This window comes from Rhizobium sp. CG5, from assembly GCF_023701945.1.
Classification (GTDB): domain Bacteria; phylum Pseudomonadota; class Alphaproteobacteria; order Rhizobiales; family Rhizobiaceae; genus Allorhizobium.
Genome location: NZ_JABAEF010000011.1, coordinates 82,083 through 97,713 on the forward strand (window position 1 = coordinate 82,083; position 15,631 = coordinate 97,713).

General features: G+C 61.4%; 13 protein-coding genes and 1 pseudogene. 2 read left to right on the forward strand and 12 right to left on the reverse strand.

The genetic code is table 11. From position 1 onward, the window contains the following. Nucleotides 1–2: 2 nt before the first annotated feature. Nucleotides 3–1,256 (forward strand): glycosyltransferase family 4 protein, encoded by a 1,254-nt coding sequence (locus HGO38_RS18415; protein ID WP_250957373.1) that lies wholly within the window; start codon nt 3–5, stop codon nt 1,254–1,256. Then, nucleotides 1,253–2,425 carry a glycosyltransferase family protein gene (locus tag HGO38_RS18420; RefSeq protein WP_250957374.1) on the forward strand — a complete coding sequence of 391 codons (1,173 nt, stop codon included), beginning with the start codon at nt 1,253–1,255 and terminating at the stop codon, nt 2,423–2,425. The genes HGO38_RS18415 and HGO38_RS18420 overlap by 4 nt, the downstream gene beginning before the upstream one ends. Before the next feature lie 202 nt (nt 2,426–2,627). Here the strand turns inward: HGO38_RS18420 and HGO38_RS18425 are convergent, their stop codons facing one another. The 12 genes and pseudogenes from HGO38_RS18425 to HGO38_RS18480 all read right to left on the reverse strand — a co-directional run bounded on the left by HGO38_RS18425 (nt 2,628) and on the right by HGO38_RS18480 (nt 15,595). Next, entirely contained in the window at nt 2,628–5,252 is a 2,625-nt protein-coding gene (locus HGO38_RS18425) for a heavy metal translocating P-type ATPase (protein WP_250957375.1), read from the reverse strand. Between the two features lie 182 nt (nt 5,253–5,434). Then, a complete protein-coding gene (locus tag HGO38_RS18430) occupies nt 5,435–5,854 on the reverse strand; it encodes a type II toxin-antitoxin system VapC family toxin (protein WP_250957376.1) in 420 nt (139 codons plus the stop codon). Then, nucleotides 5,851–6,105 (reverse strand): FitA-like ribbon-helix-helix domain-containing protein, encoded by a 255-nt coding sequence (locus HGO38_RS18435; protein ID WP_250957377.1) that lies wholly within the window; start codon nt 6,103–6,105, stop codon nt 5,851–5,853. The genes HGO38_RS18430 and HGO38_RS18435 overlap by 4 nt, the downstream gene beginning before the upstream one ends. A gap of 183 nt (nt 6,106–6,288) precedes the next feature. Further along, a pseudogene (locus HGO38_RS18440) lies at nt 6,289–6,426 on the reverse strand (transposase); the annotation flags it as partial. A 64-nt stretch (nt 6,427–6,490) separates the two neighbouring features. Then, the gene (locus tag HGO38_RS18445; RefSeq protein ID WP_250957378.1) at nt 6,491–7,591 is read right to left on the reverse strand and encodes a histone deacetylase-like amidohydrolase; all 1,101 of its coding nucleotides are present in this window, start codon (nt 7,589–7,591) and stop codon (nt 6,491–6,493) included. Between the two features lie 23 nt (nt 7,592–7,614). Beyond that, nucleotides 7,615–9,120, reverse strand: a complete 1,506-nt coding sequence (locus tag HGO38_RS18450; protein ID WP_250957379.1) for an aldehyde dehydrogenase — start codon at nt 9,118–9,120, stop codon at nt 7,615–7,617. Between the two features lie 11 nt (nt 9,121–9,131). Continuing rightward, nucleotides 9,132–10,715, reverse strand: a complete 1,584-nt coding sequence (locus HGO38_RS18455; RefSeq protein WP_250957380.1) for a GMC family oxidoreductase — start codon at nt 10,713–10,715, stop codon at nt 9,132–9,134. 10 nt (nt 10,716–10,725) lie between these two features. Next, nucleotides 10,726–11,793, reverse strand: coding sequence for a branched-chain amino acid ABC transporter permease (locus HGO38_RS18460; RefSeq protein WP_250957381.1), 1,068 nt, complete (start codon nt 11,791–11,793; stop codon nt 10,726–10,728). 10 nt (nt 11,794–11,803) lie between these two features. Beyond that, nucleotides 11,804–12,691: a branched-chain amino acid ABC transporter permease gene (locus tag HGO38_RS18465; protein WP_250957382.1), complete on the reverse strand. Its 888-nt coding sequence runs from the start codon at nt 12,689–12,691 to the stop codon at nt 11,804–11,806. Between the two features lie 5 nt (nt 12,692–12,696). Next, a complete protein-coding gene (locus HGO38_RS18470) occupies nt 12,697–13,422 on the reverse strand; it encodes an ABC transporter ATP-binding protein (RefSeq protein WP_250957383.1) in 726 nt (241 codons plus the stop codon). Next, on the reverse strand, nt 13,419–14,219 hold the full coding sequence (locus HGO38_RS18475) for an ABC transporter ATP-binding protein (RefSeq protein WP_250957384.1): 801 nt from the start codon (nt 14,217–14,219) through the stop codon (nt 13,419–13,421). Before HGO38_RS18475 ends, HGO38_RS18470 begins: the two co-directional genes overlap by 4 nt. Before the next feature lie 74 nt (nt 14,220–14,293). After that, nucleotides 14,294–15,595 (reverse strand): ABC transporter substrate-binding protein, encoded by a 1,302-nt coding sequence (locus HGO38_RS18480; protein ID WP_250957385.1) that lies wholly within the window; start codon nt 15,593–15,595, stop codon nt 14,294–14,296. Nucleotides 15,596–15,631 lie beyond the last annotated feature (36 nt).

A 15,631-nucleotide genomic window follows, 5' to 3' on the forward strand; every position in this document is an offset into this window, starting at 1 on the left:
CCATGCAACGCAACCGGAAGATTACCGTTTTGCTCAAGGGCTATCCGCGCCTATCGGAGACCTTTATCGCTCAGGAGCTGCTGGGGCTGGAGAAAGCCGGGTTCGAGCTTGAACTGGTCTCGATGCGGCGGCCGACAGACAAGAAGCGCCATGCGGTCAATGACGAAATTCGCGCGCCCGTTCACTACCTTCCCGAATATCTGCATGAGGAGCCGCTGCGGGTACTCAAAGCGCTTTGGGCCGTGCGTTCGGCACCCGGCCTGCGCGATGCCGCCAGGCAATTCTGGCGCGACCTGATGCGCGATTTCAGCCGCAACCGCTTCCGCCGCTTTGGTCAGGCCGCCGTCCTGGCGGCCGAATGGCCCAAGGGCTCCGAGTGGCTCCATGTCCATTTCATACATACGCCGGCATCGGTTGCCAGCTATACAAGCCAGATCAACGGTATACCGTGGACGGTCTCGGCACATGCCAAGGACATCTGGACCTCCGCGGACTGGGACTTGTCTGAAAAACTGCAACGTGCCGATTGGGTCGTGACCTGCACCGGCGTCGGCTTTGACAAGCTGAACAATCTTGCCGATGGGCGGGGCAATGTGAACCTGAGCTATCACGGGCTTGATCTTGAGCGTTTTCCGAGATTCGATGGTCCGCGACCAGCCCGCAATGGCCTGGACGCCGCCGACCCGGTTGAAATCCTCAGCGTCGGTCGAGCGGTAAAAAAGAAAGGTTACGACACCATCCTGGAAGCGCTGGCAAGACTGCCCGAGGCGCTGAACTGGCGCTTCACCCATATCGGCGGTGGCGGTGAACTCGCCACGCTGAAAACCTTTGCGCAAGAGCGCGGCATCGATGACCGGATCACCTGGAAGGGATCGATGAGCCAGCAGGATGTTCTGGCCCACTACCGCAAAAGCGACCTTTTCACGCTCGCCTGCCGGATTACCGCCGATGGCGACCGCGACGGCCTGCCGAACGTGCTTGTCGAAGCCGCAAGCCAGGGACTGGTGGCCGTGACGACCACCGTGTCGGCGATTTCAGAACTCTTCCACGACCGCGACAACGCGCTTCTTGTCGAAACCGACAATGCCGACAAACTCTCGGCAGCGCTGGAGCTGGCGATTTGCGACCCATCGCTGCGCGAAACGCTCGGCACAGCCGCCGAGGCTCGGGTGCGGCGCGATTTCGACTATCACAACAGCATCCGCGATCTCGACAGGCTTTTCCACGCCTCCTGGGCCAAGCGAGAGATGGCATGAGCACGACGGGTACTGCAACAGCGGCTTCGGCGGGCCGGGTGTTTTTCTATGTTCAGCATCTCCTCGGGATCGGCCACCTGGCGCGCGCAAGCCGCATCGCCGGCGCATTGAAGGATGCCGGACTCGACGTGACGCTTGTAACCGGCGGGTCGGCAGTGGACGGGTTTCCCGGAGCGGGTATTGCCCATGTGGCCCTGCCACCCATTGTCGCCTCCAACAGCGGGTTTTCCGGTCTCGCCGATCTCCATGGCAATCCGATTGACGAGCGGTTCAAGCGCGACCGGACGGAGCGTCTGTTGCAGGCCTACCGGACGGCGCGGCCGGACGTCGTCATCGTCGAGGCTTTTCCGTTTGGTCGCCGGCCGGTGCGCTTCGAACTGCTGCCGCTGATAGACGCCATCGAGAACACGCGGCCGCGGCCGCTGCTCTTCAGCTCGATCCGCGATATCCTGCAGCAAAACCGCAAGCCCGGACGAGACCAGGAGACATCAGACCTCGTGCGCGCCCATTTCGATGCCGTCCTTGTCCACGGCGATCCATCCTTCGGGCGGCTTGAAGACACGTATCCGCTTGCCTCGCAGATCGCCGATCGTGTCCACTACACCGGACTGGTGGCAGCACCGCTGCCGACGCCGGCGCCCGACCGTTTCGACACGGTTATCTCCGCCGGTGGTGGCGCTGTCGGTGTCGAGTTGATCGCTGCGGCGCTCGATGCACGCGCAATTCTCGGCGATATGTCACCGTGGTGCGTGATCACCGGTCCAAACATGCCGAAAGCCGACTATGATCGATTTGTGGAGCGTACGGCGGGTAGCCCTGTAAAGCTATTCCGGTTCCGTTCGGATTTTCCGAACCTGCTGCCCAATGCAGAATTGTCAATCTCACAAGCCGGCTACAATACCGTCTGCGATCTGCTGCGCGCCAATTGCCGGGCGCTGCTGGTGCCGTTTTCCGCCGGCGGGGAGACCGAACAGAGCGTCCGGGCCGAAAAACTGGCTGCACTCGGCTTTGCGCGGATCATTCCGGATGAGGGGTTGACCGGCAACGGCATGGCGAAGGCCATCACTGCGGCGCGCACACTGACGCTTCCGCAGCAGTTCACAGTCTCGCTGGAGGGTGCGGCCGAGACCGCCCGCCTCATCCTTGAACGGCTGGCGGGTCGAGGATGACGCTCTAAAGCGGGTGCCGACTTGCCAGTGCGTTCTCTCGCTAAGGACGCCGCTCACCGAACACACACTTATTCTGTTGATGGTTTATGACGGCGGTTTTCTCCTCACCAGAGAGACCAAGCTTCGTTCAACGTTCCAGCTGCAACAACGCATCTCGCCGAGGTCGGCCCTCGTTGCCGTTAAGATTGAGATGCGTTCCGTTTCATCGGATCGGACGAAGCAGCCGCAGCGCGTTCATGGTGACAAGAACCGTCGCTCCGGTGTCGGCCAGGATCGCAGGCCACAAACCTGTTATCCCGAGGACAGTCGTCACCAGGAAGACCACCTTGAGGCCGAGGGCGATGGTGATGTTCTGGAAAATGTTGCGCATCGTCCGCTTCGACAGATCGATCATCAGGGCGACGTCGCCGACCCGCCCGTGGAGAACCGCGGCATCCGCTGTCTCCAGTGCCACGTCCGTTCCGCCACCCATGGCGATGCCGACGTCGGCGGCGGCCAGCGCTGGCGCGTCGTTGATGCCGTCGCCAATCTTGCCGACGACATAGCCTTCCTTCTTGAGCTCGCCAACGATCCGCTGTTTGTCTTCGGGCATCAGTTCCGCGCGGACCTCAATGCCGAGTTGCGCGCCGATGGCGGTTGCCGTTCTCTTGTTGTCGCCGGTCAGCATCACCGTCTTGATGCCCGCGTCGGTCAGGGCTTTGAGGCCCGCCACGGCATCGGCCCGCGGCTCGTCGCGCATGGCAATGGCGCCAGCGAGAACGTCGCTGATTACCAGAACAGACACGGTCTTTCCCTGATCGTTCAATGCGGTGATGGTCTTCGAGTGAGCCATCGGCATCGTGACCCGCTCCGCGGCGGCTTTAGGGGAGCCGAAGAAGACCTCGACCCCGTCGATCACCGCGGTCACGCCCTTGCCGCCGAGTGCCTTCGCATCGGTTGCCGCCGGAGCGGCGATCCCATCGTCGTTAGCCTTGTCGAGGATCGCAACGGCGAGCGGGTGGCTGGACCCCGTCTCAAGGGCGGCGGCATAGCGCAGCACCTCGTCGACCTTGCGGCCAAACGGTACCACGTCGGTCACCTTAGGCTTGCCCTCGGTCAGTGTCCCCGTCTTGTCGAAGGCAATCGCGGTCAGCTTGCCCAATCCCTCAAGCACTGCACCGCCCTTCAGGAGCAAGCCACGGCGGGCACCGGACGAAAGGGATGCGGCAATTGCGGCCGGTGTCGAGATGACAAGCGCGCACGGGCAACCGATGAGAAGGACTGCAAGGCCCTTGTAGACCCATTCGCTCCAGATGCCGCCGCCGACCAGTGGTGGGACTACGGCAACAAGGGCTGCCACAAGGACAACGCCCGGCGTGTAGTAGCGCGAAAAACGGTCGATGAAGCGCTCGGTCGGAGCTTTGGACTCCTGGGCTTCCTCAACGAGCCGCACGACGCGGGCGATGGTGTTGTCGGCGGCGGCGGCTGTGACTCGTACACGCAAGGCTGCGTCGCCATTGACCGTACCTGCAAAGACGTTGTCATCGACGGCTTTCCGCACGGGAACACTTTCACCGGTGACAGGCGCCTCATCGATAGAACTTTCACCGGCAACAATTACACCGTCGGCGGATATGCGGTCGCCCGGTCGGACCAAGATGATCGAACCCACGGCGAGGGTTTCAGCCGGGACTTCACGGGTCTTGCCGCCCTCCTCCAGCAGTGCAGTCTTGGGAACAAGCGCGGTGAGTGACGTGATACTGTCACGAGCCTTGCCGGCAGCCACGCCCTCAAGCAGTTCGCCAACCAGGAACAGGAAAACAACCGCGGCGGCCTCCTCGGTGGCATCGATCACCAAGGCTCCAACGGCGGCGATCGTCATCAGCATCTCGATCGAGAACGGCGTGCCCGCCCTCGCCGCCATGAAGGCCCGACGTGCAATCGGAACGAGGCCTACGAACATAGCGACAATGAAGGCATAGGTGGCGATGGCTGGGAACAGATGTCCGAGGCCGTAGGCAAGGACGAGCGCTCCGCCCGCCGTGATGGTCAGTCGGCCCTTCTTGCTCTGCCACCACGGACCTTCGGATGGGGTGTGGTCGTGGCCGTGCAAGCCTTCGATCTCGTCTTTGGCAGATTTCGGGCCGTGGTCATGGCCAGAATGGTCGCTGGACACCGCAGAGCCCGCGGCCACTGCTTTTGCCGCCTTCAAAACCGGCGCGATGGAGTAGCCGAGTCCTGAAACCTGCTTCTCGACGGCCTCGAGATCGGCGGCGGCCGAATGTTTTACCGTCATCGTCCCGGCGGTGACCGATACGCTGACATCGTCGATGCCGGGAAGACGGCGAACAGCTGTGTCGATCTTGCTGGCACATGAAGCGCAGTCCATACCTCCGATCCTGAAGCGTACCTGACCATGGGTGCTGCCCTCTCCAGGGAGAGCATGGTCATGCCCGTGCTGATGATCATGGTCGAAACCGCCGGTGTGGTCATGGGGATGGGCTTCATGGTCCTGGTGCTCGCCATGATTGGCGGCCTGCCCGTGTGCATGGTCGTGGCCATGCTCCGCACTGCATGCAGGCCCGTGAATATGTCCCGAGGCTCCAGCGGACACAGGACCTGTCTTGGGCGCCATCGGCCGCGCCTCGTATCCAAGACCGGAGAGCGTCTTGCCGATCGCCTCAAGATCGCTGCTGGTGGCATGGCTCACCGTCATCGTTCCCGCGGTGACGGAGACGGACACGTCGGAAACGCCGGGCATACGCCTGACCACGGTGTCGATCTTGTCCGCGCAGGATGCGCCGTCCATGCCTTCAAGACGAAATCCCGTCTGCAACGAATCGCTCATTCTCAGAATCCTCATGGTCTCTGCGAATTTGTTTAGGACCTCTAGCTACTAGAGGTGCAAGAGCGGAAACAGCTTATTGTGAAAGTCCGCCGTGAGCATGATGAGACGTGCAGCAAGCTATGCGCGCGGATGCCATCGCCTTGAACGGTATCGAACGTACGACACCTATCTGCACACTGTCGTTATCTGGACCAGGGATTGATCACTGTCAGCCCAGCAGCCTCGAAAGGGCTTGTGTCGCGAGTGGCGATGGCGAGGCCGTTTGCTGCCGCTGTGGCTGCAATGTAGCCGTCAGCCGTGCCGATCGCTTTCCCAGATACTCGAGCGCGTGCCATCAGTTCGGAATAAAACTGAGAAGTAGCCAGATCGAAGGACAGGATGCGCTTGGAAAAGTGAGGCAGCACTTCGCCCTCAAGGCGGTCGCGAAGAATAGTTTGCCGTTTCCCTGAAGGCAAAGCGGCGATCCCGAAGCGAAGTTCAGCAATCGTTATTGCGGAGAGGAACAGCGTTTCGATAGCTTGAGCGTCCAACCAGGCGATCACTGCCTCATCAGGAACCGGTTTCCAAGGCTCGGATACAACGTTGGTGTCCAGCAAGATCATTCGAATGTCATCGGTTCAGCAGGTGTATTGTCGCGACTTTTCTGCAGAGCTTCAACGTCGCTGTCGGAAAGCTCGGCGTCGCGACCAATGGCCGTCAGCAAGGAACCTAGCTTAACACGTTCGGGAGGACGAACAGCGTTTTCAAGAATGTCACGGATCTCGGCCTCGGTGCTCCGGCCATGATGAGCCGCTCGCACCCGCAGGGCACGATGTGTTTCGTCAGAAAGGTTTCGAATGGTGACTGCCGGCATTGATATCATCCCCATAGATATGATGGATATGATATCAAAATATGCAGAATGACGCAAACTTCAAGAGGTTCGTTACCGAGGACGAACATACTGTCTTTTTGGATATCCCGCCTTGAACCAATTCGAATTGTCGTCGATCTCTCCTTGCCCGGCAGGCAAATGCCTTCATTTGCCGAAAGGGGCGCAGAGCCGGGACACCTGGCTCTTGGAGATGCCCGACATGCCCATAGCCTTGACGAGATCATCGACGGATCGGGTCGAAACGCCCTGGATATAGGCTTTCTGGATGACCGTCATCAGGGCCATCGCGGCTTTGCCTCGATTGTGGAACTGGGATTATCACAGCCGCCAGATACGACATGCGCTGACCGCGTGGCAACCGGCGTTATTTAATCCCAACCAGCAAGTCGGCCGCAGCAGAAATTGCCTCCTGCTGCCATGGCCTTAACTCCTGGCCATAGTAATTCTGAAACACCGGCAAAAAGGGATCGTCGATGTGGGTCTTGATACCCGACATCTGTTCCATCACGGCAAGCCCGCAATACGGAACATAGGCCGCGGAATAGCCGCCCTCGTGCGACATCACCAGCCGACCGCCGCACAATTCTTCTGCCGCATCCATTAGCATGCGCGTCATCGCCCGGTAGGTGTCGCTGTGCAGCATCATCCGCCCAAGCGGATCGGCGCCTGACCCGTCAAAGCCGGAGGGCACCACGATCAGATCCGGCTTATAGGCTGCAAGGGCAGGCAAAACCACCTGTTCGAAGGCTGCGATATAGGCGCCGTGACCGCTTCCGGCCGGCAGTGGAATATTGAGGTTATAGCCGAATCCAGCCCCGTCCCCGCGCTCCTCCCGGTCGCCGCTGTCATGCGGATAGAGCCGCTCCTGATGCAAGGAAATGGTCAATACACCCGGATCGCTCCAGAAGGCCGCCTGCGTGCCGTTGCCGTGATGGACGTCCCAATCCACTGTTGCGACGCGGTCGAACCGGTGTGTCTTGCGGTTCTTGAGAATGGCGACAGGGACATTGCCGAACAGGCAGAACCCCATGCCCTTGTCGCTTTCGGCATGATGGCCCGGGGGGCGCACCAGCGCATAGCCATTGTCGATCTCGCCGGACAGCACCTTGTCCACCAGTGCGCAGGTTCCGCCAGCGGCAAGGCAGGCGATCTCGTAGCTCCCTCGCCCGAAGGGTGTGAGATAGCTGGCATCGCCACCGCGATCGTCGCTTTGCGCCTTGATACGGCGGATGTAGTCGCGCGTATGGAACAGCGCCAGATCGTCCTCGTCGACCGGAACGGAGCTGACCTTCACCAGCTGATCGGTGAGGCCGGAGACTTCCATGAGATTGCGAAACCGGCGCTTGGTCGCGGCATTTTCGGCGTGTTCACCGGGCTCGATGGTCAGACCTGCCGGAAAGAACTGCGCCGCACTGCCCGTGTCGTGCCATAGATAAAGCTCGTGGAAATTCCAGCCTGTTTTCACGGTCTCTGCTCCTTGCCGATTTCTCAGTTGCCGATCGTCGCCCAAACGCTTTTGGTCTGGGTGTAGGAAACGAGGGCATCCATGCATTTGTCGCGGCCGTTGCCGCTTTCCTTCCAGCCGCCGAACGGAAACTGCATGTCGCCGTTCATATAACTGTTGATGTAGACCATGCCTGCCTCGACATCCCGTGCGAAGCGGTGCGCGGTGCCCAAATTGCTGGTCCAGATGCCGGCCGCCAAACCAAAATTGCTATCATTGGCGATGCTCACCGCTTCCTCGTAGCTGTCGAACGGAATGACGCTCGCGACAGGCCCGAAGATTTCCTCGCGGGCGATGGTCATTGAATTGGTCACCCCGGTAAAGATCGTCGGCGAGACATAGGCACCCGCTTCCAGCCCTTCCGGCACGCCGCCGCCCAGAATGCAGTTCGCGCCGCCCTGTTTTCCGATACCGATATAGTTGAGGACCCGCTGCTGCTGCTCGACGGTCACCATCGGACCGACCGTGGTCGTCGTATCCAGCGGATCGCCCGGGATGTAGTCCTTCTTCGCGACAGCTGAAAACGCATCGAGGAAATCCGGCAAAATCGATGTCTGCACCAGAATGCGCGACCCCGCACAGCAGACCTCGCCCTGATTGCCGAAAATCCCCATCGCCGCCCACCAGGCCGCCGTTTCCAGATTGTCGGCATCGGCCATGATGATATGCGGCGACTTGCCGCCGCATTCCGTCGAGACCTTCTTGAGATTGGACTGCCCGGAATAGACCATCATCAGCTTGCCGATCTCGACGGAGCCGGTGAAGGCGATCTTCTCTATATCGCCATGCAGGGCAAGCGCCCTGCCGGCCTCCGCGCCAAAACCGTTGACGACGTTCAGCACGCCGGCCGGTGCTCCCGCCTCCATGAACAGCTTTGCCAGCAGAAGGGCAGACAGCGGCGATTGTTCGGCCGGTTTCAGCACCACGCAATTTCCGGCGGCAAGGGCCGGCGCGATCTTCCATGCCGTCATCAGCAGCGGATAGTTCCACGGCACGATGCAGCCGACGACGCCAAGCGGCTGGCGCAACACATAGGACAGGACGTCGGGACTGGTCGCGCCGACCGTGCCCTGCATCTTGTCGATGCATTCGGCGGTAAAGCGGAAGCAGTTGACCGCCAGCGGCACGTCGACCGTCAGCATTTCGGTGATCGGCTTGCCCATGTCGAGCGTATCAATGAGCGCAAAATCGCTCGCATGCTGCTCGATGAGATCGGCAAAGCGCAGCATGATCGCCATGCGCGCCCGCGGCGCCAGCCGCGACCATGCGCCCGACTTGAAGGTTTTCAGCGAAGAGGCGACAGCGAGGTCGATATCTGCCGCGTCGCCGCGCGCAACTTCGGCCAGCACCGAACCGTTTGCCGGATTGATGCTCTCGAACATCTTGCCCGATGCCGCGGCACGAAACGCGCCATCGATGAAAAGGCGGCCTTCGAACGAGAGTTTGGCGGCCTGATCATGCCACGAACCTGCCGATGGGGCGATTGTCATATCTGCTTTCCTTAGCCTGCGAGGATCATCTGGGCGGCGCGCTCGGCGACCATGATCGTCGGCGCATTGAGATTTCCGGACACCATTTTCGGAATCGCCGAGGCATCGGCAATGCGAAGCCCTTCGATACCGTGCACCTTCATGCTGGCGGGATCGGTCACGGCCATCGCATCGACGCCCATGCGGCAGGTGCTCGACGGATGGTAGAGCGTCGTCATGTGGCCGCGTATATAGTTGCCGATCTCCTCATCCGTGCTGCACTCGGCGCTGGGGCTCAGTTCGTAGGCGATCAGGTCCTTCATCGGCGACTGCGCCATGATCTCCCGGTTGATGCGGACACCGGCGATCATCGTCGCAAGGTCGGTGCCATCGGGATCGCTGATGAAATATTTCGGATCGATCGCCGGATATTCCACCGGATTGGCCGAGCGCAGCGTGATCTCGCCGCGGCTGTTCGGCCGCTGCAATGTGCTATGGCCGGTAACGCCCGCCTGTCCGCCGAGGAAGCGGGCATAATCGCGATGCGGGCTGATCGCGCCGTAAAGCTGGAGATCGGGCTCGATACCGGGGCGCGAGCAGACATGACCGCCTGACGCGACCCATGGCGAGGTCCGAATGCCGGTGCGCTTGTCGCGCCATTCGGCAAAGCTGTCGGCGATGATCTCGTCCGTCCAGGCGCCAATGCCGATCGGCTCGTTGGTATAGAAGGAGATCGGAATATTAAGGTGGTCCTGCAGATCCTTGCCGACGCCCGGCAGATCGTGAACCGGCTTGACGCCGACGGCCGCGAGTTCGTCGGCAGGACCGATGCCTGACAGCAGCAGCGTCTGGCATGTGCCGATCGCACCCGCTGCCATCACCACTTCGCGATCGGCATAGGCGACCTCCGGCACACCATCGACGAGGAACTTCACGCCCTTCACACGACCGCCCTCGATGACCAGCCCGGTGACGAGCACACCCGATTTCAGCGTCAGATTCGGCCGATCCAGCGCAGGCCGCAGATAGGCCTTGGACGTACCCCAGCGTTCGCCGTCCTTGATGGTGAACTGGAAGAGGCCGACACCCTCCTGGCTCTCTCCGTTGTAATCCGGATTATAGGCGTGACCGGCCGCCTGCGCGGCTTCTAGCCAGAGCATCTCGTATTTGTCCACATAAGGGACGTTGCCGATATGCAGCAACCCGTCATTGCCATGATAGGGACTGTCCTTGATATCGGCATTGGCCTCCGACGCCAGAAAGGTCGGAAAAACATCCTTCCAGCCCCAGCCCGCGCAGCCCATCGCCTCCCAGGCATCGTAGTCCGACGGCAGGCCACGAATATAGATCATGGCATTGAGCGCACCGGAACCGCCGATCATCTTGCCCCGCGGCCAGAAGATGCGCCGTCCACGGCAGCCCGCCTGCGGCTCCGTGTAATAGCTCCAGTCCGAGCCGGTGTTGAACATCGTGACCCAGTCCGACGGAATATCGGAAGCGATGGGGGCGGCGCGCCCGGCCTCCAGCACGAGAACCTTTCTGTCCGGGTCGGCGCTCAGCCGGTTGGCGAGGACGCAGCCGGCAGACCCGGCGCCAATGATGATCGTATCGTACATAGGATCCCTCTCATTCACCGGCCGGGGCCGGGCTTTCTGCTAACTTTCCACGGACAGGAGCCGCGTGACGGCGTCGAAGCCAGCCCATCAGATCTCCCAACCGGCCGACAAGGCCCTTCGGCATGAGCACGATCGACACGGCGATGATGATGCCGAGACCGAGCGTGCGGAATTCTCCTGCCTCGCGCATCACCTCGTCAGCTGCGACCAGCACGATGGTGCCGACCAACGGCCCCCAGAAGGTGCCGACACCGCCGACAACGGTGATGGCGATGATGAACATCAGCTGCGACATGGACAGGATTCCGGGACCGATCGCCTGAAAATGCGCGGCATAGACGCCACCGGCGAGACCGGTGAAAAAGGCGGAGATGCCGAACACCAGAAGCTGCGCCTGGAAGCGGTTGACACCCCGCGCCACCGCATAGCCGGGATTATCCTTGAGCGCCCGGAAGGCGAGACCCATCGGGCTTTTGACGATCGCATAGGTGAACGCCATCGTGATCGCGAACAGGACGGCGACAATGGCGTAGTTGCCGACCAGCCATTGCGCCTTGAACGCCGCGCGGGTACCGAAATCGCCGAAGCGGGCAAAGCCGACCGCGCCCCCGGTAAACTGGCGGCAGGTCGAGCCCACCATGACGAAACATTCGGTATCGGTGACGATCAGCAGATACATCGTCTGCGCGATGGCAAGCGTCAGCAGCGCCACATAGACGCCGGTCAATCGCAGGCAGGCGAGGCCGACAACCAGAGAGAAAGCGACGGCGCCGAGGGCCGCCGGAACCAGCGCCGCCCAGACATTCCAGCCGAAATAGAAGCAGATCATCGCCGTCGCGTAACCGCCGAAGGCGAAGATCGCCATCTGCGCCAGCGAAAACACACCCGCAAACCCGAACAGCAGGTTCCATTGCGATGCGATGGTCGCGTAGAACAGTGCCAGCACGATCTGGCCAAGCACATAGCGGCTGTCGATGAAGAACGGCAGCGCGATCGCCGCCGCAACCAGCATCAGGGTGATGACGATATCCGGCTTGTTCAGGCCGGCAAGACCCTTGGGAGAGGAGTGTGTATTCATGATCGGCTCCTCACATGCGGCGGATCTGGGTCCGGCCGAAAAGACCGGAGGGGCGCCAGATCAGCACAGCGATGACGACAAACAGAAGCGACGGGAACCCCCAGCGCGCGCCCGCCGCGTATTGAATGAAGGCTTCGAGCAAAGCGAGGCCAAAGGCCGCCGCGACCGCTCCCGGCAGATTGCCGAGACCGGCCACCACGCACATAATGAAGGCCTTCAGCATCGGATCGTTGCCGAGCGGCGGCGACAGCTGCGTCATGGAACTGACCATCACGCCACAAATACCCGCGAGCGCGCCCGACAGCACCAGCACCTGAAAATAGACCCGGTTGACGGCAACGCCCATCAGCTGCGCCGCATCGCGGTTCTGCGCCGTGGCACGGATCGCCCGTCCCATCCGGGTCTTGCCGAGCAGCAGCGCGATCACCGCCATCATCACCACGACGACGAGAATGATGACGATGTTCTGGTAGGGCAGATTGAGCGGCCCGAGCTTCAGAACACCATCGACGGACAGAGGTTGTTTCAGCGGCTGGCCGCCATAGGTCAGGAGAATGGTGTTTTCGAGCGCGATGCCGATGCCGACGGTGGCGATCATCACGTTGGATTCGAACGTCGCTTTGTCGTTTTTCAGCAGATTGCGCACGATGAGGACGTAGAGCAGACCACCGGCCATCGCGCCAAACAGGATGGCGGCGGCAAACCCGGCGAAAACGGGCAGGCCAAGCGTGGTGGTGGCTGTGAAGGCTGCATAGCCGCCCAGCGTCAGCATCGCCGCATGGGCCATGTTGAGCATGCCCATCGAGCCCCAGACAAGGGACAGGCCAACGGTCGCCAGCGCATAGAGGGCACCCGTGGTCAGGCCGGCGACAAGAACGGACATCAGAATATCGAGCATGCCGGTCAGCCTCCAAGATAGGTTGCGAGAAGCTCGTCGCGGGCGAGAAGGTCGGCGGGCGGGCCGGACCAGACGATGTCCCCGTCGTCGAGCAGATGAAGGCGGTCGGCGAGATCGGCGACACGCGCCGGATTTTCCTCAACGAGCAGGATGGTCCGCCCGCTGCGGGAGAGTTCTGAAATTACGCCATAGATTTGATCGATGATCAGCGGGGCAAGGCCGAGCGACGGTTCGTCGATCAGCAGGATCCGCCCGGCCATCATCAGGCCGCGACCGATGCCGACCATGCGTCGCTCGCCACCCGAAAGCGACGATGCCACCTGGTTGCGACGATCGGCAAGTTTGGGCAGCAGTGCATAGACCTCCTCCAGCCGCCGGTCGATCTCGGCTTTTCCGGGCGCCAAATACGCGCCCATCAGCAGGTTTTCGAGCACGCTCATTTCGGGAAACAGCATATCGCCCTGCGGCACATGCGCGACACCCAGGGCTGCCACCCCATGCGGCTTCGTCAATGTCGGTCGTCCATCGATGCTGATCGATCCGCCTTTGAGCGGCACCAGTCCGGAGATGGTCTTGAGAAGTGTCGACTTGCCGTGGCCATTGGGGCCGACGACCGTGACGAGTTCTCCGGCAGCAACGTCGAAGGAAACGCCCTTGAGAACGGTGAGCTCGTTATAGCCCGACACGACATTCTGCAGGCTGAGAACGGGTGGCTTTGCGGTGTCGCTCAAGCGTGCGCCTCCCCGTCGGAGAAAAAGGTCTTGAGGCGCTTGCGCGTCCCCTCGCCCAGATAGGTTTCAACCACGACCGGATCTTCCGCGACGCCGCTCGGCGGTCCCTCGAAGATCTTCTTGCCGTGATGCATGATGAGGACCCGGCTCGACAGCGCCAGCAGAAACCGCATCACGTGCTCGATCAGCACCACTGTCAATCCGTCGCCCTTCAGCCGGATGACGAGATCCATGATGTGATCGATCTCGGAAACATTGAGACCGCCCACCGGCTCATCGAGAAAGAGCAGCTTCGGTCGGGTGGCAATGGCGCCCGCGATCATCAGGAGCTTGCGATCAAGGACCGGCAGTTGAGCGACCTTTTCATCCGCCTTGGCGGAAAGGCCGACGAAGGCAAGCGCTTCTTCCGTCTGCTCACGGACGTCGCGCCCCAGCCGGAAGCCGGGAACGATCCGCTTTCCACGACCGAAATAAGCGGCGATATCGATGTTTTCGCGCACCGTCAGGCTTTCGAAGGCGGCATTGAGCTGAAAGGTCCGGGCGATCCCGAGCTGGCAGATCCGGTCGGCGCCAAGATCCGCGATATCGTGGCCGTCGAAATGCATCTGGCCCTCGGTCGCTGGCGTTATGCCCGTCACGACATCGAAGAACGTCGTCTTGCCGGCACCGTTCGGCCCGCCGATGCCGACGATCTCGCCGGACCTGACCGAAAGCGACATGCCGTCGACGGCCGCCAGTGAGCCAAATCGTTTGACGACATTTTCGCATTCGAGCAGCACGCTCGCGCCGTGATCCATAATCCCGCTCCTTGGTCCGGTGGCATGACGGCTGCACTCCAGGCACAGCCGTCGTCAGAGGCCGATCGTGATGGTTACGCCTTGATCCATGGCGGCAGCACAAAGCTGTCCGTCGCATAGAGCGGCGGCGCGATCAGCTTCGGATCGGTCTTGTAGTCCTGGTGCTGGAGGAACTGATGCGGCATGCCGAGCGACGGGTCTGCCACCTGCGTCGGATAACAATAGGCGGACTGCCCGGCCGGATCGGCACGATAGGTGCCGTTGACACCGCGATAGACGTTACGACGCATGACGGCTGCGATCTTCTGCGCCTGTTCCTTGTTGAAGGGTTCGCCCGGACCGCCGGCGATGGCGGCAGCCGTTGCCCACATCCACAGCCCGTCATAGGTCTGCGAGCCGGTGATATAGGCCGAACTCGGGCCGAACTTGGCCCGATAGGCCTCGCGGAACGGCTTCGAGAAGTCGTCCGGCAGGCAACCGACCACCGTCGAATAGATCACGCCATTGACGCTTTCACCGCCGATTTCGCGGAAGGCCGGCAGCGACGGGCCGTACTGCATGTAGATCAGGCTGTCGATCGGCTGCGCCAGGAACTGCACCATGAACTGGGCAAGGTCCTGTGGCAGGAAGTGGGTGACGATGATCGCCGCAGGCGGGTCCTGCCGCAGCTTGGCAAGCGTCGGTCCCCACTGGTTGGTCGGGAATGGAACCGTTTCGAACAGACTGACCTCGAAGCCGTATTCCGCTGCCTTGTCGCGGATCGCGTTGGCGATCACGATCGAATATTCGTTGGCGGACGGAATGATGGCGATCTTCTTGTTCGGCGCCTTCCAGGTGCCCGCTGCGGCCAGTTCCTTCAGGAAGTTCAGGCAGCCGGGGCCGTACCAGAATTCCGGTGGGTCGCCCTGAAACGAGCCGTAATAGCGCTCAGGATCGGTCTTGAACTTCTCGTTGTGCGAAATCAGCGTGTTGTAGTGCATCATGATGACATCATTGTCGGCGGCAATGTCCATCTCGATCATGTTGGTGCCGACGTTGTAACCGTTGATGATGACGGGGGCGGTGTAGCGGTCGATCAGGCGCTGCATGGACTGGCTGACGATATCGGCACCCATTTCCTTGGTGTCTTCGACATGGATCTCGACCGGCCGTCCGAGAATGCCGCCTGCGGCATTGATTTCCTCGGCGGCAAGGTCGAGACCGTTCTTGAATTCGATACCGTCGGCGGCGGCGAAACCGGACATCGGCAACGCCGCGCCCACGGCGATAGGTGTGGCATCCTGTGCCTCTGCCCTCGAATTGAGGTCGGCGAGAAGCGCTCCACCGGCGGCACCGGCGCCGAGCACTCCCTGAAGCATTGCACGTCTGTTGATCATAACTGCTACCCCTTTTATCGTTGGTTGTTCAGTTGT

Coding starts and splice junctions, on each gene's coding strand:
- HGO38_RS18415 (WP_250957373.1), top strand. CDS start 3: ATGCAACGCAACCGGAAGATTACCGTTTTGCTCAAGGGCTATCCGCGC.
- HGO38_RS18420 (WP_250957374.1), top strand. CDS start 1,253: ATGAGCACGACGGGTACTGCAACAGCGGCTTCGGCGGGCCGGGTGTTT.
- HGO38_RS18425 (WP_250957375.1), bottom strand. CDS start 5,252: ATGAGCGATTCGTTGCAGACGGGATTTCGTCTTGAAGGCATGGACGGC.
- HGO38_RS18430 (WP_250957376.1), bottom strand. CDS start 5,854: ATGATCTTGCTGGACACCAACGTTGTATCCGAGCCTTGGAAACCGGTT.
- HGO38_RS18435 (WP_250957377.1), bottom strand. CDS start 6,105: ATGCCGGCAGTCACCATTCGAAACCTTTCTGACGAAACACATCGTGCC.
- HGO38_RS18450 (WP_250957379.1), bottom strand. CDS start 9,120: ATGACAATCGCCCCATCGGCAGGTTCGTGGCATGATCAGGCCGCCAAA.
- HGO38_RS18455 (WP_250957380.1), bottom strand. CDS start 10,715: ATGTACGATACGATCATCATTGGCGCCGGGTCTGCCGGCTGCGTCCTC.
- HGO38_RS18460 (WP_250957381.1), bottom strand. CDS start 11,793: ATGAATACACACTCCTCTCCCAAGGGTCTTGCCGGCCTGAACAAGCCG.
- HGO38_RS18465 (WP_250957382.1), bottom strand. CDS start 12,691: ATGCTCGATATTCTGATGTCCGTTCTTGTCGCCGGCCTGACCACGGGT.
- HGO38_RS18475 (WP_250957384.1), bottom strand. CDS start 14,219: ATGGATCACGGCGCGAGCGTGCTGCTCGAATGCGAAAATGTCGTCAAA.
- HGO38_RS18480 (WP_250957385.1), bottom strand. CDS start 15,595: ATGATCAACAGACGTGCAATGCTTCAGGGAGTGCTCGGCGCCGGTGCC.